Below are 19639 nucleotides of genomic sequence, written 5' to 3' on the forward strand. Positions count from 1 at the left end.
GTCGCGCCCCGCAGACCTGCGGGGACACGTCGAGGGGCGCCGTCCGGCGGACGGCGCCCCTCGATCGTACCGACCTGCGCCGGAGGGTCGGACCCGCCCGGCGCCGCGAGTCGGGCCCGGCGCCGGACCCAGCGTCGGGCCCGGCGTCGGTTCAGCGTCGGTTCAGCGCTGGGGCGCGCGGGGGTCGGGGGCCCCGCGCCCCTCGCCGGGGCCCGTGCCCTCGTCGCCGTTGAGGTCCTTGGCCTTCTCGGCCGCGCGGTCGACGAAGCGGTCGACCTTGCCGGGCGCGACACCCTTGATCGCCGACGCCGCCCTGTCGACGTTCTCGTCGGTCACGAGCCGCTTGGCCCGCTCGAGGTTCTCCGGCGTCGCGAGCTTCCGTGCCTTGTCGAAGATGCCCATGCCACGAACCTAGCGCCGGGCGTGGCGCCTCGCAGCGGCCCGGCCCGCTCGCCTCGGGCCCACCGTCGCTGCACGATGTCGAGGTGCCCCCGCCGCTGCCGACGCCCCCGCCCCCCGACGACCCGTCGTACCCCGCCGCGGCCCGCGACGCCGTCGACCTCGCCGCGCTGGACCGTCACCTGGTCGAGTGCCGCGCGTGCCCGCGCCTGGTGGCGTGGCGCGAGGAGGTGGCCGTCACCAAGCGCGCCGCGTTCCGCGACCAGGAGTACTGGGCGCGTCCCGTGCCGGGGTTCGGCGACGCGCGGGCGCGCGTCGCCGTCGTCGGCCTCGCCCCCGCCGCCCACGGCGCCAACCGCACCGGCCGGATGTTCACCGGCGACCGCAGCGGCGACTTCCTGTTCGCAGCGCTGCACCGGGCCGGGCTCGCCGACCGGCCGGTGGCGCTGCACGCCGGGGACGGGCTCGCCCTGCGCGGGGTGCGGCTGGTGGCGCCGGTGCGCTGCGCGCCGCCGGCGAACAAGCCGACGCCGGACGAGCGGCGCCGCTGCGGGCCCTACCTGGCGCGCGAGCTCGAGCTGCTCGGCCGGGACGTGCGCGTGGTGCTGGCGCTCGGCGCGATCGGCTGGGGCGCCACGCTCGACACCCTCGCGGAGCAGGGCTGGGCGGTGCCCCGCCCCCGCCCGCGGTTCGCGCACGGCGCCGAGGTGGTGCTGCGCGCGACGGCGCCGGGCGGGCCGGACGGCGCGCGGCCGCCGACGCTGACGCTGCTCGGCTGCTTCCACGTCTCGCAGCAGAACACGTTCACCGGACGGCTGACCCCGGCGATGATGGACGCCGTCCTGGAGCGGGCCAAGGAGCTCGCCGGCCTCTGAGCGTCACTCCCCCAGCCGGCGCCGGAGCCAGGCGACACCCACCTCCGCCTGCGCCCGCTGGAACGCCCGCACGTGCGGGATGCCCGGCGGCGGGGGCTGCAGCGAGCCGTGGACGAAGTAGCCCACCAGGTCGGCCAGGTAGCAGGTCACGGCGTCGTCCTCGACGCCGGTGGGCAGCGGGTGGCGTCGCAGCACCTCCTCGGGCTCGGGGCCGCCCTCCAGCCGCACCGAGGGCAGCATCGCGACGAGGTCGAGGAACGGCGCGGCGCGCACGGCGTACGGCCAGTCCACGGCGACCGCGCCCGGAGCGTCCGGCGCCCGGGGCACGACCAGCGCGTTGTCGCCCCGCAGGTCGCCGTGGGCGAGGTGGGGCCCGGTCACCGCCTCGCGCACCGGCGCCGCCAGGGCGGCGAGCCGGTCGAGGTTCTTCGCCACCCAGGGGTCGTAGGTGTCGAGCCCCTGTGGCCGGTCGTCGGCCAGCACGGCCCACCGCCCGCTCGGCAGCTCGTCGGCGGCCTCCGGCAGCACGCCGGCGGGGACCTCGTGCGCGGCGACCCGCCGCGCGAGGTCGACGACGGCGTCCAGCTCGTCCGGGTGCCACGGCGTGCGCGGCGGACGGCCGGCGACGGCGTCGGCCGCGACGACCACCCAGCCGGGGCCGCCGTCGCCGGTGCCCACCTCCAGCGACCAGCGGACGCGCGGTGCCGGCACGGTCGGCGGCAGCACGGCGGCGCGGCGCGCCTCCTCCCGGTACAGGGCCCGGGCCACGTCGTTGCCCGGGCCGGTCGCCTTGACGAAGACGCGCCCTCGCGTGGTCTCGAGCACCGAGGCCATCCCCGGCGAGTACCCGCCGTCCCGGCTGGCCCAGCCCGTCACGCGGGCGCCGAGCCGGTCCTCCACCGCGGCGCGCACGGGCGCCGGCAGCTGCGGCCACACGGGGCGGCGGCGGGCGGGCTGGGGCGTCGGCATGCCGGGACGCTCTCACACCGCCCGGGCCCGGGCAACGTCATTCCGTGGCCGGGCGGCGCCCCCGCCCGGCCACGGACCCGGATCGTGCCCGGACCGGGCACGGTGCCGCGCAGCCCCGCTCAGCCCCGGGCCGGGACGAGGCGGCGCAGCTGGGTCACGTGCGCCGGGGTGAGCTCCTCGAGCGAGGCGACCTCGAGCAGCTTCATGGTGCGCACGATCTGCTCGGTGAGGATCTGGATCATCCGGTCGACGCCGGCCCGGCCGCCGGCCATGAGGCCGTACAGGTAGGCGCGGCCCACGAGGGTGAAGCGGGCGCCCAGCGCGATCGAGGCCACGATGTCGGCGCCGTTCATGATGCCGGTGTCGACGGCCACCTCCAGGTCGGTCCCGACCTCGCGCACCACCTTGGGCAGCAGGTGGAACGGCACGGGCGCGCGGTCGAGCTGGCGCCCGCCGTGGTTGGACAGCACGACGCCGTCCACCCCGAGGTCGGCGAGCCTGCGCGCGTCCGCGACCGTCTGCACGCCCTTGACCACCAGCTTGCCCGGCCACATCCCGCGGATCACGTCGAGGTCGGCGAAGCTGATCGACGGGTCCATCGCCGAGTCGAGCAGGTCGCCCACCGTGCCGCCGGTCGAGGTCAGGGAGGCGAACTCCAGCTTGGGAGTGGTCAGGAAGTCGTACCACCACCACGGGCGCGGGATGGCGTCCAGCACGGTGCGGGCCGTCAGCTGCGGCGGGATGGAGAAGCCGTTGCGCCGGTCGCGCAGCCGCGCCCCGGCGACCGGGGTGTCCACGGTGAAGAACAGCGTGTCGAACCCGGCCTTGGCCGCCCGCTCGGTCAGCGCGTAGGAGACCTCGCGGTTCTTCATCACGTACAGCTGGAACCAGTTGCGCCCGCGCGGGTTGGCCGCCTGCACGTCCTCGATCGAGGTGGTCCCGAGCGTGGAGAGGGTGAACGGGATGCCCGCGGCGCCCGCCGCGGAGGCGCCGGCGATCTCGCCCTCGGTCTGCATCAGCCGGGTGAACCCGGTCGGCGCGATGCCGAACGGCAGCGCCGACGGCCCCCCGAACACCGTGGTGCCGGTGTCCACGGTCGAGACGTCCTTGAGGATCGACGGGTGGAACTCCACGTCGCGGAACGCCTGGCGGGCGCGCGCGAGCGAGATCTCCCCCTCCGCGGCGCCCTCGGTGTAGTCGAACGCCGCGCGGGGCGTGCGGCGCTTGGCGATCGCGCGGAGGTCCTCGATGGTGAGGGCCGCCTCGAGGCGCCGCTTGCGCAGGTCCAGCTGCGGCTTCTTGAAGCGCATCAGCTCGAAGACCTCGGCGGGCTTGGGAACCTGACGTTGAACCACGGGATGTCCTAACGGGGGCGGTATCGGGTGGGGGTGAAGGTGGCGGCGACCAGGGCGCGCAGGTCCTCCAGGTCGCCGTCGACCAGGCCGCGGGCGCGCGCCTGGACCAGGAGGTTGCCGATGGCGGTGGCCTCGACGGGGCCCGCCACGACGGGCAGCCCGGCGCGGTCCGCCGTCGCCTGGCACAGCAGCGCGTTCTGCGCGCCGCCGCCGACGACGTGGATCGTCGCGACGGTCCGCCCGGCCAGCTTGGCGGCCGTGTGCACGGCGTCGGCGAAGGCCTGCGCCAGGCTCTCGACGATGCTGCGCACGTGCTCGCCCGGCGTGGCCGGCACCGGCTGGTCGTGCTCGCGGCACCAGTCGGCGATGCGCGCGGGGATGTCCCCGGGCGGCAGGAACCGCGGGTCGTCGACGTCGAAGACGGCGACGGGCGCCGTGACGTGCGCCGCCTCGGCGAGCAGGCCCTGCAGCGTGGCCGAGCGCTGGGCGGCGGTCGAGCCGCGCTCCCAGGTGCGGATCGACTCCGACAGCAGCCACAGGCCCATCACGTTGTGCAGGAACCGCGTGCGCCCGTCGACGCCGCCCTCGTTGGTGAAGCCGGCCTGGCGGGCCTCGTCGGTCAGCACCGGCGCGTCGAGCTCGAGGCCCACCAGGCCCCAGGTGCCGCACGAGACGTACGCGACGTCCCGGTCGGCCGCCGGCACGGCGACGACGGCCGAGGCCGTGTCGTGCGAGCCGACGGCGGTGACCTCGAGCGGGCGGCCCACCTGCGCGGCGACGTCCGTCGTGAGCGCACCGAGCGCCGTGCCGGGGTCCACGAGCGGCGGCAGGATGCCCGCCGGGATCCCGACCAGTTCCGCCAGCCCGGTGTCCCACTCCCCCGTGCGCGGGTCGAGCAGCCCGGTGGTCGAGGCGTTGGTGCGCTCGGCCACCTGCGCGCCGGTCAGCCAGTACGCCAGCAGGTCCGGGACGAGCAGCAGCCGGTCGGCCAGGTCGAGCACCGGGCCCTCGGCGGCGAGCTGGAACACCGTGTTGAACGGCAGGTGCTGCAGCCCGTTGCGCCGGTACAGCGCGGCGGCGTCGACGCGGGCGTGGACGGCCTCGACACCGGCCGCGGACCGCGCGTCGCGGTAGTGGTACGGCACGCCGAGCAGGCGCCCCTCGCGCAGCAGCCCGTAGTCGACCGCCCACGAGTCGATGCCGACGCCGGCGATCTCCCCGGGCGCCTCCCGCTCGGCCGCCGCCAGACCCTCGAGCACCTGCCGGTACAGCTCGAGCAGGTTCCAGTGCAGGCCGTCGCGGGTGCGCACCGGGTCGTTGCCGAACCGGGCCACGTGCCGCAGCTCCAGCTCGCCGCCGCCGACGCGGCCGAGGATCACCCGGCCGCTGGTGGCGCCGAGGTCGACGGCCGCGAGCGTGCCCGCCCGCCGCGACCTCGGCACCCTCGCGCCAGTCGTGCTCGCGGTCATCGCAGGAACGCCGCCGCGACGCCGGCGTCGACCGGCACGTGCAGCCCGGTGGTGTGCGAGAAGTCGGGCGTGCACAGCGCGAACACCGCGTTCGCGACGTGCTCGGGCAGCACCTCGCGCTTGAGCAGCGTGCGCTGGGCGTAGAACTCGCCGAGCTTCTCCTCGGGGATGCCGTAGGTCTTGGCCCGGTTGGCGCCCCAGCCGGACGCGAAGATGCCCGAGCCACGCACCACGCCGTCGGGGTTGATGCCGTTGACCTTGATGCCGTGCTCGCCGAGCTCGGCGGCCAGCAGCCGCACCTGGTGCGCCTGGTCGGCCTTGGTCGCCGAGTAGGCGATGTTGTTCGGCCCGGCGAACACCGAGTTCTTCGACGAGATGTAGACGATGTCGCCCCCGAGGCCCTGGTCCACCAGGATGCGCGCGGCGTTCTTGGCGACCAGGAAGGAGCCCTTGGCCATGACGTCGTGCTGCAGGTCCCAGTCGGCCTCCGTGGTCTCGAACAGCGACTTCGACAGCGACAGCCCGGCGTTGTTCACCACGATGTCGACGCCGCCGAAGGCCAGCACCGCCTCGCGCAGCGCCGCCTGCACCGCCGCCTCGTCGGCGACGTCCGCCGCCACCCCGACGGCGACGTCGGCGGAGCCCAGCTCCGCGGCGACGGCCTGAGCCTTCGCGGCGTCCAGGTCCGCGACGACGACGCAGGCGCCCTCGGCCGCCAGCCGCGTGGCGATGGCCTTGCCGATGCCCGAGGCGGCTCCGGTGACGAACGCGATGCGGGTGGCCAGCGGCTTGGGCTTCGGGCGACGGCGCAGCTTGGCCTCCTCCAGCGCCCAGTACTCGATGCGGAACTTCTCCGCCTCGTCGATGGGCGCGTAGGTGCTCAGCGCCTCGGCGCCGCGCATCACGTTGATCGCGTTGACGTAGAACTCCCCCGCCACGCGCGCGGTCTGCTTGTCCGCGCCGTAGGAGAACATCCCGACGCCCGGCACCAGGACGATCGCCGGGTCCGCGCCGCGCATGGCCGGGGGCTCCTCGCCGCGGGCACGGGCCGCCGCGGCGCCGCGCTCGTAGTAGGCGGTGTAGTCGGCGCGGTAGGCCTCGTGCAGCGCCGGCAGGCGGTCGACGATCTCCTCGACGCTCGCCGTGGCCGGCAGGTCGACGACCAGCGGCTTGACCTTGGTGCGCAGGAAGTGGTCGGGGCAGCTCGTGCCCAGGGCCGCGAGCGCCGGGTGCTTGGCGTGGGCCAGGAAGTCGAGCACCACGTCCGCGTCGGTGTAGTGGCCCACCTGCGGCGCGTCGTGCGAGGCGATCGCGCGCAGGTGCGGCGCGAGCGCTGCGGCCTTGGCGCGGCGCTCGGCCGCGGGCAGCGGCCCGTAGCCGGCCAGGGGCGCGCCGAACGGCTCGGGCCGCCCGTTCGCCTCGATGTACGCCGCGGCGGTCTCGATGATCCAGCGGCTGTTGCGCTCGGCCTCCTCGGAGGTCTCGCCCCAGGCCGTGATGCCGTGCCCGCCCAGGATCGTGCCGACCGCCTCCGGGTGGGCGGCCTTGATGGCGGCGATGTCGAGGCCGAGCTGGAAGCCGGGGCGGCGCCAGGGCACCCACACGACCTTGCCCCCGAAGATCTTGGCGGTGAGGTCCTCGCCGTCGGCGGCGGTGGCGATCGCGATGCCGGCGTCCGGGTGCAGGTGGTCCACGTGCGCCGCGTCGACCAGGCCGTGCATCGCGGTGTCGATGCTCGGGGCCGCACCGCCCTTGCCGTGCAGGCAGTAGTCGAACGCGGCGACCATCTCGTCCTCGCGCTCGACGCCGGGGTAGACGTCGACGAGCGCGCGCAGCCGGTCGAGGCGCAGCACGGCCAGGCCGCGCGCGGTGAGCGTGCCGAGGTCGCCGCCCGAGCCCTTGACCCACAGCAGCTCGACGGGCTCGCCCGTCACCGGGTCGGTGGCGGTGCCCTTGGCCGAGGTGTTGCCCCCGGCGTAGTTGGTGTTGCGCGGGTCGGCGCCCAGGCGGTTCGAGCGGGCGATCAGCTCATCCACGACAGGGGGGACGGCCGGGTGGGTCATGGGATCACTCCGTGGTTCGGTGCGGGTCGGTGCGGGTCGGTGCGGGTCGGTGCGGGTCGGTGCGGACGCTCAGGCGCCCCAGGAGGCCTGGGTGCCGCCGACCCGCTCGGCGGCGATGCGCTGCTGGTAGCCGGACTCGGCGTAGGCGCGCACCGGGTCCTCGGGCAGGCCGCGCGAGGCCCGGTAGGCGGCCAGGTCGGCACGCACGTCGGTCCAGAACGCGTCCATGAAGATCGCGTTGGCGCCCAGCACGTCGCCCTCCTGCTGCGCCTTGGCCAGCGCCTCGCGGTCCAGCAGCAGCGCCTTGGCCACGGCCTCCTGGACGTTGAGCACCGAGCGGATCTGGCCGGGGATCTTGTCCTCGACGTTGTGGCACTGGTCGAGCATCAGCTGCACGCCGCTGCCCGGCTCCAGCCCGCCGCCGCGCACCACCTCGACGATGATCCGGAACAGCTGGTACGGGTCCGCGGCGCCGACGATGAGGTCGTCGTCGGCGTAGAAGCGGGAGTTGAAGTCGAACGACCCGAGCCGCCCCAGGCGCAGCAGCTGCGCCACGATGAACTCGATGTTGGTGCCCGGGGCGTGGTGCCCGGTGTCCAGGCAGACGAACGCCCGCTCCCCCAGCGCGGTCACGTGGGCGTAGCTGGTGCCCCAGTCCGGCACGTCCGTGTGGTAGAACGCCGGCTCGAAGAACTTGTACTCCAGCACCAGCCGCTGGTCGTCGGCCAGCTGGGCGTAGATCTCGGCCAGCGAGGAGTGCAGCAGGTCCTGGCGCGTGCGGATGTCCGCCTGGCCCGGGTAGTTCGAGCCGTCGGCGAGCCAGATCTTCAGGTCGCGCGAGCCGGTCTGCCCCATGATCTCGATGCACTCGAGGTGGTGGTCGATCGCCTTGCGGCGCACGGCGGCGTCGGTGTGCGTCAGCGAGCCGAGCTTGTACGCGTCGTCCTGGAACGTGTTGGAGTTGATCGTGCCCAGGTCCACGCCCTGGTCCTGCGCGTACGCCCGCAGGGCGGCGTAGTCGTCGACCCGGTCCCACGGGATGTGCAGGGCGACGGTGGGGGCCAGGCCGGTGAGCCGGTGCACGGTCGCCGCGTCGGCGATCTTCTCCTGCGGCGTGCGCGGCGTGCCGGCGGTCGCGAACACCTTGAAGCGGGTGCCGGAGTTGCCGTACGCCCAGGAGGGCACCTCGATCGCGAGGCGATCGAGCACGGGGACGATGTCGTCGAAGGTCATCAGATGTCTCCTTGCTGGGGGTCCGCGGCGCCCTCGGCGCCCTGCGTCGGGGGCGCCGGCACCGCCGCGCCGTCGGCGCGCTCGCGTGCCGGCCCGCCCGCCGCCGCGGCGGCGAGCTGGGTCTCGAGGTGGAAGACCTCGGTGAGCGTGGTCATCTGGTCGTCCGGTCCCGCGCCGTCGAAGAACCGCGACATGGCCGCCTGCCAGCGGGCGTTGACGTCGCGCTGCGCCATGCCGGCGCGCGCCGCGTCGATGTCGTCACACTCAACGTAGCCGACCACGGTGCCGTCGGGGGCGGTGAAGATCGAGTAGTTGTGCCAGCCGGTCTCGTGCAGCGCCTGCAGCATCTCGGGCCACACGGCGGCGTGGGCGGCCGCGTACTCGTCCAGCAGCTCGGGGCGCACGCGGAAGGTGAACAGCACGCGGCTCATCGCACCGCCCCCGAGCGCGCCGCGGCCGCCTGCGCGGGCCGGGCCGGCGCGGCACCGCCGGCCGGCGTGCCGTAGCGCTCCGCCTCGATCTCCTCGAGGGAGCGGCCCTGGGTGCGGGGCGCCCAGATCGTCCCGACGAGCAGCGCCACCACGAGCAGGCCCAGGATCAGGTAGCCCAGCGAGTGCAGCCCGATCGAGGTGAGCAGCACCGGGAACACGCTGCTGAGCAGGCCGACCATGACGCGGGCGAGCATGAACAGCACGCCCTGGGCGCTGGCCCGGTACCGCGTGGCGAACAGCTCCGCGGTCCACAGCCCGTAGAACGCCTGGGCGCCGATGCCCGAGGACACGCCCCAGCCGACGGCGAAGACGTAGAGGGAGACCGCGCCGGGCGGGGCGTAGATCAGCACGGCCCAGGCGACGACGCCGAGGGCGGCGCCGGCGAGGTACAGCCAGCGGCGGTCGACGCGGTCGGCGTAGCGCATGAAGCCGAACCAGGTGGCCGCCACGGTGCAGCCCCACAGCAGCACCTGCAGGAGGTTCTGCGACGTCGGGTCGGTCAGCCCCGTGGCCTCGTAGACGCGCGGCTGGAAGATGCCGGCCTGGCCCGCCACGGTGTTCCACACGGCGTAGACGCCGAGCAGGAAGAGCAGCGGCACGAGGTTGCGCCGCTCGCGCAGCAGGTCCACGACCCCGGAGAAGAACCCGCGGCGCCGCCCGGCGGCCGCCGCCTCGGCCTTGCTCTCGGTCCACAGCCGCGACTCCGCCAGGCCCCGGCGCACCCACCAGGTGATCGCGGCCACGACGCCCAGGTGCAGGAAGATCAGGCGGTTGCCGAGCAGCCCGAGCGGCTCCACCAGCACGGCCAGCCCGAAGCCGACCATCGGGCCGACCGACCAGGCGAGCTGCGCGGTGCCGACGTGCTTGGCCCGCTCGTGCGCGGGCGCCTCCTCGGCGATGTAGGTCCACGACGCCGGCACGCCCGCACCCACGGCGACACCCATGAGCACCACGCCCGCGAGCAGCATGCCGACGTTGCCCGCCAGCGTGACGACCACGGCCCCGACGAGGAAGACGATCAGGTCGTAGGTGTAGATGAACTTGCGTCCCAGGTGGTCGCACAGCGGCCCGCCGATCGCGGCACCGATCGCCGCGCCGAACGCGTTGGCGCTGAGCGCCGCCACGAGCCCCGCGACCGTGTCGTCGAACCCGAGCTGCGCCTGCCACGCCGTCAGGCTCGTGGCGATCGCGATGATCGCGCCGGCCTCGATGTAGTTGGACATGGCCACCGCCACGGTGGCCTTCCACCCGGTGGTCCTGCTCGCTCCCATGCGCACTGCGTCGGTCCCTCCGTCTTCGTCGACGTCGCGGCCAGGTTCGGCCCGATTCGTCCGTGAATCGATTCAACCGTGACGCACGCTACACGGACGGCAGCCGAGCCCGCAAGACCGGCGCCCCGGCGCCCCGGCTCTCGGCCCGTCGCGCCCTCGGACGCCACCACCAGGACGGATACTGGTCCGGACCCGTCACCCCCGGAGGAGCCGTGCCCCAGCCGTCCCGCCGACGCCGCGCGTCGATCTCCGACGTCGCGCGCCTGGCCGGCGTGTCCGTCGGCACCGTCTCGAACGTGCTCAACCGGCCGCAGCGGGTCTCCGCGGCCACCCGCGAGCGGGTCGAGGCCGCGATCGCGGAGCTGCGGTTCGTCCCGAACGGCTCCGCACGCCAGCTGCGGGTCGGCTCGATGACCACCGCCGGGGCGATCGTGCTGGACCTGACCAACCCCTTCTTCACCGACGTCGCGCGCGGCATGGAGGACCGCCTCGCCCAGGACGACTGGACCCTGATGGTGGCCAGCTCGGAGGAGGACCCCGAGCGCGAGACGCGCTTCCTGCGCCTGTTCGAGGAGCACGGCGTCCAGGGCGTGGCGCTCGTGCCGTCCACCGAGGACGTCGACCGCCTGCTCGCGCTGCACGAGCGCGGCGTGCGCGTCGTGCTCCTCGACCGCCCCTCGCCCGTGCCGGAGCTGGCCTCCGTGGCGGTCGACGACGTCGCGGGCGCCGCGATGGCGGCGCGCCACCTGCTCGCGCAGGGGCACGAGCGCCTCGTCTTCCTCAACGGGCCGCGGACCATCCACCAGTGCGCCGACCGGCACGCCGGCGTCGTCGCCGCGCTCGCCGCGGCAGGCCTCGACCCGCACGAGGCCCTGGAGGAGGTCACGGTGCCGCTCAACGCCGACGGCGGCGAGCAGGGCGCGCGCGAGCTGCTGGCGCGCCGCACCGGGCGGCCCGTGGCCGTGCTGTGCGTCAACGACCTCGTGGCGCTCGGCGTCCTGCGCACGCTGCGCCGCGAGGGCGTCGACGTCCCCGGCGAGGTCGCCGTCGTCGGCTACGACGACGTCACGTTCGCCGCCGAGCTGACCATCCCGCTGACCTCGGTGCGCCAGCCGACCCACGACCTCGGGTGGACCGCGGCAGACCTGCTCGTGCGCGGCGGCGCTGCCGAGAGCGTCGTCTTCCAGCCGGAGCTCGTGGTGCGCGAGTCGAGCGGCGGGGCCGCCTGACGGCCGGTCAGCGGCCGCGGGCGGAGCCGAAGCCGAACGGGATGGGGATCGGCCCGCAGCAGCAGACGCCGCGCACCTGGGCGTTGGTCAGCAGCCGGGCGGCCTGGTAGCAGGCCAGGAGCTGGGCGGCCACCGGCACCACGCCCCGCACCACGCCGCGCTGCGCCACGATGCGGCGCACCGCGGCCGAGCAGGTGGTGTCCCCGTGCGCGACCCCGTAGGCGCAGCGCCACCCCTTGCGGGGCGAGAGGTGGCGCTGGTAGGCGCGGACGGCGGCGTCGACGGCTCGGGCGGCGGGCGTCATGCACGCCACGGTACGAGCACCCGTCGCCGCCCGCGCGCGGCGACGGGTGCGGCCGCCGCGCCGCCACCCCGGGACGCCGCCACCCCGGACGTCGCCGCGGGCGACCGGCGCGCGCCGCGCCTAGCCTGGACGGATGGCCAGGCGGCGGGTCCGCGCCGTGGTGAGCGGCATCGTGCAGGGCGTGGGCTTCCGCGCGGCGGTGGAGGACGCCGCGGTGGGCCTGGGCCTGGCCGGCTACGTCCGCAACACCGCCGAGGGCACCGTCGAGGTCGAGGTCGAGGGCGACGGCGGCGCCGTCGAGACCATGCTGGCGTTCCTGCACGAGGGCCCCCGCGCCGCGCGGGTGACGAGCGTCCAGGTGCGCGACGTCGCGGTGCGCGACGACGCGGGCTTCGACGTGACGGGCTGACCCCGGGCGCCCGGGCGGGTGATCTCCGGCGCCCGCCGCGCGCCTGTCGGACCCGCGGCGCAGGATGCCGCCATGCCCGCCGACCTCGCGCTCCCGCCGGAGCCCGCCCGCGCCCCGGACCTCGACGACGACTTCGCCGGCGGGCGCCTGGACGCGCGGCGCTGGGTCGACCACTACCTGCCCCACTGGACGACGCCCGAGCGGTCGCGGGCGCGGCTCGACCTGGACGGCGCGGGCCTGCGGCTGCGGATCGACCACGACCAGCCGGACTGGCGGCCCGAGGACGCGCCGCTGCGGGTCTCGCACCTGCAGACGGGCACCTTCTCCGGCCCCGCGGGGTCGCCGCGCGGGACGCACCGGCACCGCCCCGGCCTGCGGGTGCGCACCGCGACGCCGCTGCGGCTGCTGTGGGCGCCCACGGCGGGCCGGGTCGAGGTGACCGTCAGCGCCACCCGCGACGCCGGGTGCATGCTCGCCGTCTGGCTGGTCGGCACGGAGCACCTCTCCCCCGGCCACAGCGGCGAGATCTGCCTGTGCGAGATCGACGCCGAGGCGGTCGGCCCCGACCGCGCCCGGGTGCGGTCGGGCGTCAAGTCCCACGGCGACCCGGGCCTGACCACGGACATGGCCGAGGTCGAGGTCGAGGGCGACGCGACCCGCCCGCACACCTGGACGGCGGTCTGGGGCGCGGGCACCACGGTGATCGGCTGCGACGGCGTCGTGGTGCGGCGGCTCGCCCAGGCGCCGGCGTACCCGCTGTTCCTCATGGTCGACCTGTTCGAGGTGGCGCCGCCCGGGCCCGCGAGCGAGTACCCGAAGACGGCGCGGGTGCACCGCGTGCGCGGCTGGCGCGGCCCGGCCTGACCGCGGCCCGGTCGCGGCGGCGGGTCAGCCCTGACCCAGCCCCTCCTCGCGGGCCCGGACGATCGCCGCGGAGCGGTCGGGCACCGCCAGCTTCGTCAGCACGTTGCTCACGTGGTTGCGCACGGTCTTGGGGCTGAGCACCAGCCGGCGGGAGATCGCGGTGTTGTCCAGGCCGCGCGCGATGAGGTCGAGCACCTCCCGCTCCCGGTCGGACAGCTGCGGGAACGGCACCCTGCTCCCCGCCCGGCCCCCGACCACGTACGCCATCGCGCGCTCGGCCACCGTGGGCGCGAGGATCATGGCGCCCCCGGCCACCGCGTGCACGGCGCGCTCGACCTCGGCCGGCCCGGCCGACTTCACCAGGTAGCCCCGGGCGCCGGCGCGCACGGCGGCCACGACGGCGTCGTCGGACTCGTGCATCGTCACCACGAGCACCCGCGCGCCCGGCCGGGAGCGCACCAGCTCGCGGGTGACGTCCACCCCGGACCCGTCGCCGAGGTCGAGGTCCATGAGCACGACGTCCGCGGCGACGCCCGCGCCCGCGCCGTCCAGCCCGAGCAGCGCCCGGGCCTCGGCCGCCGAGGCGGCCTGCCCGACCACCTCGGTCCCGGCGAGCGAGCCGAGCAGCGCCACCATGCCGAGCCGGAACACGGGGTGGTCGTCGACGACGGCGACCCGCACGGCGGCGCTCATCCGGCCACCCCCGGAGCCGCGGCGCCCGACACGGCGCCCGACACAGCGCCCGACACGGCGCCCGACACAGCGCCCGACACAGCGCCGGGCAGAGGCCCGGCCGCCGGGGCGCCGCCCCCGCGCCCCGGCAGCAGCGGCAGCTCGGCGCGCACGCGGGTGCCGGCGCCGACCTCGCCGGGCCGGACGGGCTCGATCGCGAGCGCGCCGCCCAGCTCGGCGGCGCGCTCGCGCATCGAGCGGGTGCCCACGCCGGCCGGCGTCCCCGGCGCGATGCCCCGCCCGGCGTCCTCGCACGTCACCGTCAGCGTGGTGGGCCCGACGTCGACCGCGAGGCGGCACTCGGCGGCGCCGGAGTAGCGCGCGGCGTTGACCACCGACTCGCTGGCGATGGCGTAGGCCGCCGCCGCGACGTTCGGGTCGAGCCCGGCGCACGGGTCGCACCGCAGGTCGACGACGAAGCCGGCCACCGCCTGGCGGCCGGCCAGCTCCGAGAGCGCCGCCTCGAGGCCGAGGTCGTCGAGGGACGGCGGCAGCAGGCTGCGCGACAGCGCCCGGACGTCCTCGGTGCGCTGGCGCACCTCCTCGCCGAGCGCGTCGAGCACCGCCGCGGCGGCGGCCGGGTCGGTGGTCAGCGCGTTGCGGGCACCCTGCAGGCCCAGCCGCAGCCCGCTGAGCCACGGGCCGATGCCGTCGTGCAGCTCGCGCCGGATGACGCGGCGCTCCGCCAGGCGCGCCGCCGTCGTCGCCTCGCGCGCCGCCTCCAGCTCGCGCGCCGCCTGCGCCAGCGCGAGGCCGGCCCCCAGCACGGGCAGGATCTGGTCCAGCGCGTCGCGGGTGCGCGGGTCGAGCCGCTCCCCCGCGCGCGCGGTGACGCGCAGCCGGCCGAGCACGCGCCCGCCGTGCACGACGTCGCGCGCCGTCTCGCCGGGCGCGTCCGCGCCCGCACCCTGGGCCACGCCGGCCGCGGACGGCGCCGCCGGCCACTCGATCGTCGCCTGCTCCAGCCGCAGCCCCTCACGCACCCCGGCCGCGAGCGCGGCGACCAGCCCGGCGGCGTCGCCCGCCGACGCCAGACGACGCCCGACGCTGAGCGCCGCCCGCCCGGGGTCGCCGCCGTCGCCGTACACGAGGACGTGCACCCGCCGGCGCAGCCACGCGTGCAGGGGCTGGACCGCGAGCGCGACCCCGACGGCGGCGACGACCTGGGCGGCCGCCCCGCGGACGACGGTGGCGGCGACCACGACGACGACGGCGTACACGAGCGCGAGGCCGAGGGCGAGCATCCCGGCGACGGTGGCCCGCGAGAGCACGAGGTCGAGCCCCCAGAGCCGGTTGCGCAGCACGCACACGAGGATCGCCGCGGGGAAGAGCGCCTGGCAGGCCAGGTGGGTCAGCGGCAGCGCGTACGCCACGTCGGGCGACGCCCAGGTGGCCAGCAGCGGCACGAACGACAGCGCCATGAGGGCGGTGCCGAGGGCCAGCAGGCCGAGCCCGCGCCGGTCGGCGACGGGGCCGCGGCGCCACCGCCACGCCGTGGCGCCGGCGGTGAGCAGGCCCATGACGACGACCCCGGCGATCGCCGCCTGCGGCGCGTCCGGCGGGGCCAGCAGGAAGCCGGCGATCGACGCCGTCCCGCCGGCGACGCCGCACCAGGCGACCGGCCCGAGCCGGCCCGAGCGGACCAGCCAGGGCACGAGCACGAACAGCGACAGCGTGCCCGGCACCCAGGCCCAGCCGTACGCGGCGGCCAGCCCCTCGAGCGGCGGCAGGCCCGGGTGGGTGGAGGCGTAGCTGCGCCAGGCCCCGCCCAGCGCCGAGACGCCGCCGCCGAGCGCCGCGAGCGCCGTCAGCCACCCGACGACGTGCGGGCGGCGGGCCAGCACGACCGCCGCGACCGCGCCGTAGACGAGGGCGACGGTGGCGTCCACGAGCACGAAGAGCAGGTCGCCCAGGAGCACGGTGACCCCCGAGGCGACCTGCAGGGCGACGGCGGACAGCCCGAGCGTGCCCGCGAGGACGGCGACGGTCCAGGCGGTGCGGGGCATCCCGGCGCGGCCGGGCCCGGGCTCGGCCACGGCCCCACGGTAGGGGCGCGGCCGAGGCCCGGGCCAGGACGCGGCGCGGATCTCACCCGGCGCGAGCACCGGGGTGCTCCCGCGCGGCGGCCGGGTGCGTCACCGCCGGTCGCCGAGGGCGAACCCGAGCGCCGTGACGGCCAGCCAGACCGGCCCCACGAAGCCGGCCAGGTACTGGAAGGGCGAGACGCCGGTGAGGAGCGTCAGGCCGCCGAGGACGAGGCCCACGACGCCGATCCACCGCGGGGCGGCGCCGTGCCGCAGGGCGGCCACGCCGAGGGCGACGCCGCTGACGCCCGCCCCGACCCAGAGCCACGGGATCGTGGCGACCCAGTCGGCGTAGAACGCGCCGGACTCGGCCACGAGCCTGCTGGGCTCGGCCACGGCGAAGGTGAACTGCGTGTCCAGGCCGGTCCCGAGCAGCCCGGCGACGGCGACGAGCACCAGCCCCCAGGACGCGACGGTCGGCAGCAGCGAGCCGGCCGGCGCCTGCACGTCGAGGCGGCGCTTGAGGCCCGCGGCGAAGACGAGCACCAGCAGCGCGCTCGCCAGCGCGGCGGTGTGCATGACCAGCAGGGTCCCGGTCTTCGTGCCGAGGTCAGCGACGATCGCGTCGGGGTCCCCGGCCACCTCCTGCCAGTTGGAGCTGAGGGCCATCGAGGCCTGGATGCCCACGACGCCGAGCACGCCGGCGAGCGCGCCGGTCCAGGCCCAGCCGCGGGCGACCCCGGTCCGCCCGCGGCGGGCGGTCGCCGGGCCGGACGGCGCCGGTGACGGCGAGCCGGACGACGGGGTGGCTGCCGGCGCGGACGCCGACGTGGTGAGGGGGCTGTTGTCCATGGGAGGTCCTTCGGTCCGGTCGCGGCGGGCGCCGCGACGTGTGCTGATGACAGGAAGAACCGTCCGCCGGGGCGTGTCCCGGGCACCAGGGACGGGTGTCCCGAGACCCCGGGCGATCGCGATGCGGACATGATGCATGCATCAACGCATGCGTCAGCTAGCCTCGCCCGCATGGCCGATCGGATCCTGCTGCCCTGGGAGGGCGAACCGCCGCGGTCGGTCGCCCTGCAGATCGCCGCGCGCACCGCGCGGCGCATCGTCGAGGGGTCCCACCCCGCCGGCGAGCTGCTGACCGAGGCCGCCCTGGCGCAGGAGGCGGAGGCGAGCCGCACCCCCGCGCGCGAGGCCATGCTGCAGCTGCAGACCTGGGGCCTGGTGCGGCTCATGCCGAAGAAGGGCGCCGTCGTCACCGCCGTCTCCCCGGCCGAGCGGCGCGACCTGCTCGACCTGCGCGCGATGTGCGAGACCCGCGCGGTCGAGGTCCTCGCCGAGCGGCCCGCCGAGCGCGCGGCGCTGGTCGCCGCGCTCGGGGAGACCGTCGACGCCCAGCGCGACGCCGTCGAGCGCGGGGACGGGCTCGGGTTCGCCGCGCTCGACCTGGCGTTCCACATGCAGGTCATCGCCGCGGGCGGCAACCAGGTCGTCGTCGAGACGATCGACCGGCTCGGGCCGCGCTACGCCCGCATGACGCACCACGCCGTCGCCGGCGACCTCGCGGCCGCCCGCGGCTTCCGCGCCGAGCACGAGGACCTGGCCCGCCTGGTCGCCGCCGGCGACGCCGCCGGCTACGGGGCGACGGTGCGGGCGCACATCGCGGCCGCCTACTTCCCCGGGGAGGCGCGGTGAGGGGCACCGCGGCGTGGCTGCGCGTCGCGCCCGCCGTGTTCCTCCTCGCGTGGGGCGGCAACCACTTCACGCCGCTCATCCACCTGTACGAGGACCTGGGCCACTACGCGCCGTGGCAGGCCAACCTCCTGCTGGGCCTGTACGTGCTCGGGCTCGTGCCCGGCCTGCTGGTCTCCGCGGCCGTCTCCGACTCGCACGGGCGCAAGCCGGTGCTCCTCGGCGGCCTGGTCGCCAGCATCCTGGGCAGCGTCCTGCTCGGCTGCGGGCTGCACGCGTTCGCGCTGCTGTGCGCCGGACGGGCGCTGGCGGGAGTGGGCGTCGGCGTCGCCATGTCGGTCGGCACGAGCTGGATCAAGGAGCTGTCCTCGCCGCCGCACGACCCGCTCCCGCCGCGCGGCGCGGGGGCGCGCCGGCCGTCGCTGACGCTGACCCTCGGGTTCGGCGTCGGCGCCGCCGTGACCGGCGCGCTGGCGCAGTGGGGCCCGGAGCCCGCCCGGCTGCCCTACGGGCTGCACGTGCTGCTGAGCCTCGCGGCCCTGGTGCTGCTCCTGGCCGCCCCCGAGACGCTCGGGGCGGCGCGGCGCGCCGCCGGGCCGTGGTGGCAGGACCTGCGGGTGCCGGCGGCCGGCCACCGCCGGTTCGTCGGGCTCGTGGTCCCGGCCGCGCCGTGGATCTTCGGCGCGGCCGGCGTCGCCTACGCCGTCATGCCCGCCGTCGCCGCCCCGCGGCTCGGCGACGCGACCACCGGCTACGCCACCCTGCTGACCGTGCTGACCCTCGGCTGCGGCGCGATCGTGCAGCCCTTCGTGGCGCGGCTCGAGGCCCGGTCCGGGGGCCGCGCGCTGCCCGTCGGCATGCTGCTGATGACCGCGGGCACGGCGCTGGCCGCCGTCGCGAGCCTCGCCGGCGAGCCCCTCCTTGCGCTCGGCGTCGCCGTGGTGCTGGGCTGCGGCTACGGCGTCACGGTGGTGGCGGGGCTCGCGCACGTCCAGGCGATCGCGACGCCGCACGACCTGGCCGGGCTCACCGGCGTGTACTACTCGCTCGCCTACACCGGGTTCCTGCTGCCCACGGTGCTCGCCGCGCTCCTGCCCGTCGCGCCGTACCCGGCCTCGCTCGCCGTCGTCGCCCTGGCGTGCGCCGGGTGCCTGGCGCTCGTGGCCCGGCGCGCCGGGCGGTTCCGCGGCGAGACCCGCTGAACCACCCGCCCCGGGTGCCCCGCGGCCGGGGGTCGGGCCCTAGCGTGGCAGTCCCGAGCGACGGGAGGCCGCGATGGGCCAGGAACGTTCCGAGCCCCGCGCCGAGCCGCACATCGAGCCCCGCGCCGAGCCGCAGCGCGACCCGCGTCCTCGCCTCGCCGACCGGGTGCGCGCGCTGCTCGCCGACCGCCCGGACGTGCGGGAGGTGCGCATGTTCGGCGGCACCGCGTTCATGGTGGCCGGCCGGCTCGCGGTCAGCGCCTCGGCCACGGGCGGGCTCCTGGCGCACGTCACCGAGGAGGACGCCGCCGCGCTGCTGGAGCGCGACGACGTCGAGCGCCCGGTCATGGGGCGGCGCACGATGAGCCACGGCTGGCTGGCCGTGCCCCGCGCCGCCCGGCTGCCCGACGACGAGCTGCGGGCCTGGGTCGACCGGGCCGTCGCCGCGGGCCGACCGGCCAGGGCCGAGCGGCCAGGGCCGACCGCTCAGCGCTGACCCCTCAGGGCTGCTGGGCCCGGCGGATGACGTCCTGCGCGGTGTCCGTCAGCGTCCTGCCGTCGCGGGCGGACCGGTCGATCAGCTCCTCGTACGCCTCGGCCATGTCGACGTCGAGCTGGTGGGCGAGCACGCCCTTGGCCTGCTCGACCGCCACCCGGCCGCCGAGCGCCCGGGCCAGGCGGCCGTCCACGTCCCGCTCGGCCAGGCGCTCGGGCTGGACGACGGCGAGCGTGAGCATGTCGGCGAACGCCTGGGCCGTGCGCACCTGCTCCGCGTCCGGGGCGCGCTCGTCGCGGCGGAACATGTTGAGGCCACCGACCGTGCCCCCTCCCAGGCCAGCGGGGCGGAGTGCACGCCCAGGAAGCCGGCCCCGACGATCACCGGCCCCACGGTGGGCCAGCGCTCGAGGATCTCCCGCCGCCCGGTCGCCAGCACCGGCTCCCCGGTCTCCAGCAGGTCCACGCAGGGGCCCTCCGCGCTCATGGCCTGGTAGAGCTCCAGCTGCGTCGCCGCGTGGGACGTCGAGCTGAGGGTCTCCAGCCCGGCGTCCGTGCGG

At 76.5% G+C, this 19639-nt stretch carries 20 protein-coding genes; 7 read left to right on the forward strand and 13 right to left on the reverse strand.

Annotated elements, in window-relative coordinates; translation table 11 throughout:
• Positions 1–162: 162 nt before the first annotated feature.
• The gene (locus GSF02_RS11790) at positions 163–402 is read right to left on the reverse strand and encodes a hypothetical protein (protein WP_159796431.1); all 240 of its coding nucleotides are present in this window, start codon (positions 400–402) and stop codon (positions 163–165) included.
• 83 nt (positions 403–485) lie between these two features.
• Between GSF02_RS11790 and GSF02_RS11795 the strand changes: the two genes are divergently transcribed.
• Positions 486–1274 carry a uracil-DNA glycosylase gene (locus GSF02_RS11795; RefSeq protein WP_328799024.1) on the forward strand — a complete coding sequence of 263 codons (789 nt, stop codon included), beginning with the start codon at positions 486–488 and terminating at the stop codon, positions 1272–1274.
• 3 nt (positions 1275–1277) lie between these two features.
• Here the strand turns inward: GSF02_RS11795 and GSF02_RS11800 are convergent, their stop codons facing one another.
• The 7 genes from GSF02_RS11800 to GSF02_RS11830 all read right to left on the reverse strand — a co-directional run bounded on the left by GSF02_RS11800 (position 1278) and on the right by GSF02_RS11830 (position 10125).
• The gene (locus GSF02_RS11800) at positions 1278–2243 is read right to left on the reverse strand and encodes a phosphotransferase (protein WP_159796434.1); all 966 of its coding nucleotides are present in this window, start codon (positions 2241–2243) and stop codon (positions 1278–1280) included.
• A gap of 119 nt (positions 2244–2362) precedes the next feature.
• The gene (locus GSF02_RS11805; RefSeq protein ID WP_159796437.1) at positions 2363–3598 is read right to left on the reverse strand and encodes an alpha-hydroxy acid oxidase; all 1236 of its coding nucleotides are present in this window, start codon (positions 3596–3598) and stop codon (positions 2363–2365) included.
• An 8-nt stretch (positions 3599–3606) separates the two neighbouring features.
• Entirely contained in the window at positions 3607–5067 is a 1461-nt protein-coding gene (locus tag GSF02_RS11810) for a rhamnulokinase (RefSeq protein ID WP_159796440.1), read from the reverse strand.
• Positions 5064–7130: a bifunctional aldolase/short-chain dehydrogenase gene (locus tag GSF02_RS11815; RefSeq protein ID WP_159796443.1), complete on the reverse strand. Its 2067-nt coding sequence runs from the start codon at positions 7128–7130 to the stop codon at positions 5064–5066. The genes GSF02_RS11810 and GSF02_RS11815 overlap by 4 nt, the downstream gene beginning before the upstream one ends.
• Positions 7131–7199: 69 nt before the next feature.
• Entirely contained in the window at positions 7200–8363 is a 1164-nt protein-coding gene (gene rhaI, locus GSF02_RS11820) for an L-rhamnose isomerase (protein WP_159796446.1), read from the reverse strand.
• Positions 8363–8794 carry an L-rhamnose mutarotase gene (locus GSF02_RS11825; protein WP_159796449.1) on the reverse strand — a complete coding sequence of 144 codons (432 nt, stop codon included), beginning with the start codon at positions 8792–8794 and terminating at the stop codon, positions 8363–8365. The genes rhaI and GSF02_RS11825 overlap by 1 nt, the downstream gene beginning before the upstream one ends.
• On the reverse strand, positions 8791–10125 hold the full coding sequence (locus GSF02_RS11830; protein WP_201308894.1) for an MFS transporter: 1335 nt from the start codon (positions 10123–10125) through the stop codon (positions 8791–8793). The genes GSF02_RS11825 and GSF02_RS11830 overlap by 4 nt, the downstream gene beginning before the upstream one ends.
• Before the next feature lie 212 nt (positions 10126–10337).
• Here GSF02_RS11830 and GSF02_RS11835 point away from each other — a divergent pair, with 212 nt between their 5' ends.
• Positions 10338–11354, forward strand: coding sequence for a LacI family DNA-binding transcriptional regulator (locus GSF02_RS11835; RefSeq protein WP_159796452.1), 1017 nt, complete (start codon positions 10338–10340; stop codon positions 11352–11354).
• Positions 11355–11361: 7 nt separating this feature from the next.
• On the opposite strand, the gene yidD is transcribed toward GSF02_RS11835, so the two are convergent.
• Positions 11362–11658 carry a membrane protein insertion efficiency factor YidD gene (gene yidD, locus GSF02_RS11840; RefSeq protein ID WP_159796455.1) on the reverse strand — a complete coding sequence of 99 codons (297 nt, stop codon included), beginning with the start codon at positions 11656–11658 and terminating at the stop codon, positions 11362–11364.
• A gap of 133 nt (positions 11659–11791) precedes the next feature.
• Between yidD and GSF02_RS11845 the strand changes: the two genes are divergently transcribed.
• Together GSF02_RS11845 and GSF02_RS11850 are read left to right on the forward strand one after the other, a co-directional pair.
• The gene (locus GSF02_RS11845) at positions 11792–12067 is read left to right on the forward strand and encodes an acylphosphatase (RefSeq protein ID WP_159796458.1); all 276 of its coding nucleotides are present in this window, start codon (positions 11792–11794) and stop codon (positions 12065–12067) included.
• Positions 12068–12139: 72 nt separating this feature from the next.
• Entirely contained in the window at positions 12140–12931 is a 792-nt protein-coding gene (locus tag GSF02_RS11850) for a glycoside hydrolase family 16 protein (RefSeq protein WP_159796461.1), read from the forward strand.
• A 24-nt stretch (positions 12932–12955) separates the two neighbouring features.
• Here GSF02_RS11850 and GSF02_RS11855 read toward each other — a convergent pair whose 3' ends face one another.
• From GSF02_RS11855 to GSF02_RS11865, 3 genes are all read right to left on the reverse strand, one after another.
• Complete coding sequence (locus GSF02_RS11855; RefSeq protein ID WP_159796464.1) at positions 12956–13624, reverse strand: response regulator transcription factor; 669 nt, start codon at positions 13622–13624, stop codon at positions 12956–12958.
• Positions 13621–15699, reverse strand: coding sequence for a histidine kinase (locus GSF02_RS11860; protein WP_201308895.1), 2079 nt, complete (start codon positions 15697–15699; stop codon positions 13621–13623). The genes GSF02_RS11855 and GSF02_RS11860 overlap by 4 nt, the downstream gene beginning before the upstream one ends.
• Before the next feature lie 99 nt (positions 15700–15798).
• Positions 15799–16539, reverse strand: coding sequence for a hypothetical protein (locus tag GSF02_RS11865; RefSeq protein ID WP_201308896.1), 741 nt, complete (start codon positions 16537–16539; stop codon positions 15799–15801).
• Positions 16540–16710: 171 nt separating this feature from the next.
• Between GSF02_RS11865 and GSF02_RS11870 the strand changes: the two genes are divergently transcribed.
• From GSF02_RS11870 to GSF02_RS11880, 3 genes are all read left to right on the forward strand, one after another.
• Positions 16711–17385, forward strand: a complete 675-nt coding sequence (locus GSF02_RS11870) for a GntR family transcriptional regulator (protein WP_159796467.1) — start codon at positions 16711–16713, stop codon at positions 17383–17385.
• A complete protein-coding gene (locus GSF02_RS11875) occupies positions 17382–18584 on the forward strand; it encodes an MFS transporter (RefSeq protein WP_235915515.1) in 1203 nt (400 codons plus the stop codon). Before GSF02_RS11870 ends, GSF02_RS11875 begins: the two co-directional genes overlap by 4 nt.
• A gap of 73 nt (positions 18585–18657) precedes the next feature.
• Complete coding sequence (locus GSF02_RS11880) at positions 18658–19080, forward strand: TfoX/Sxy family protein (RefSeq protein ID WP_159796470.1); 423 nt, start codon at positions 18658–18660, stop codon at positions 19078–19080.
• A 4-nt stretch (positions 19081–19084) separates the two neighbouring features.
• Here the strand turns inward: GSF02_RS11880 and GSF02_RS11885 are convergent, their stop codons facing one another.
• On the reverse strand, positions 19085–19387 hold the full coding sequence (locus GSF02_RS11885; protein WP_159796473.1) for an ANTAR domain-containing protein: 303 nt from the start codon (positions 19385–19387) through the stop codon (positions 19085–19087).
• Positions 19388–19639: the final 252 nt, after the last annotated feature.

The sequence above is a fragment of the Puerhibacterium puerhi genome, assembly GCF_009846865.1.
Classification (GTDB): domain Bacteria; phylum Actinomycetota; class Actinomycetes; order Actinomycetales; family Cellulomonadaceae; genus Puerhibacterium; species Puerhibacterium puerhi.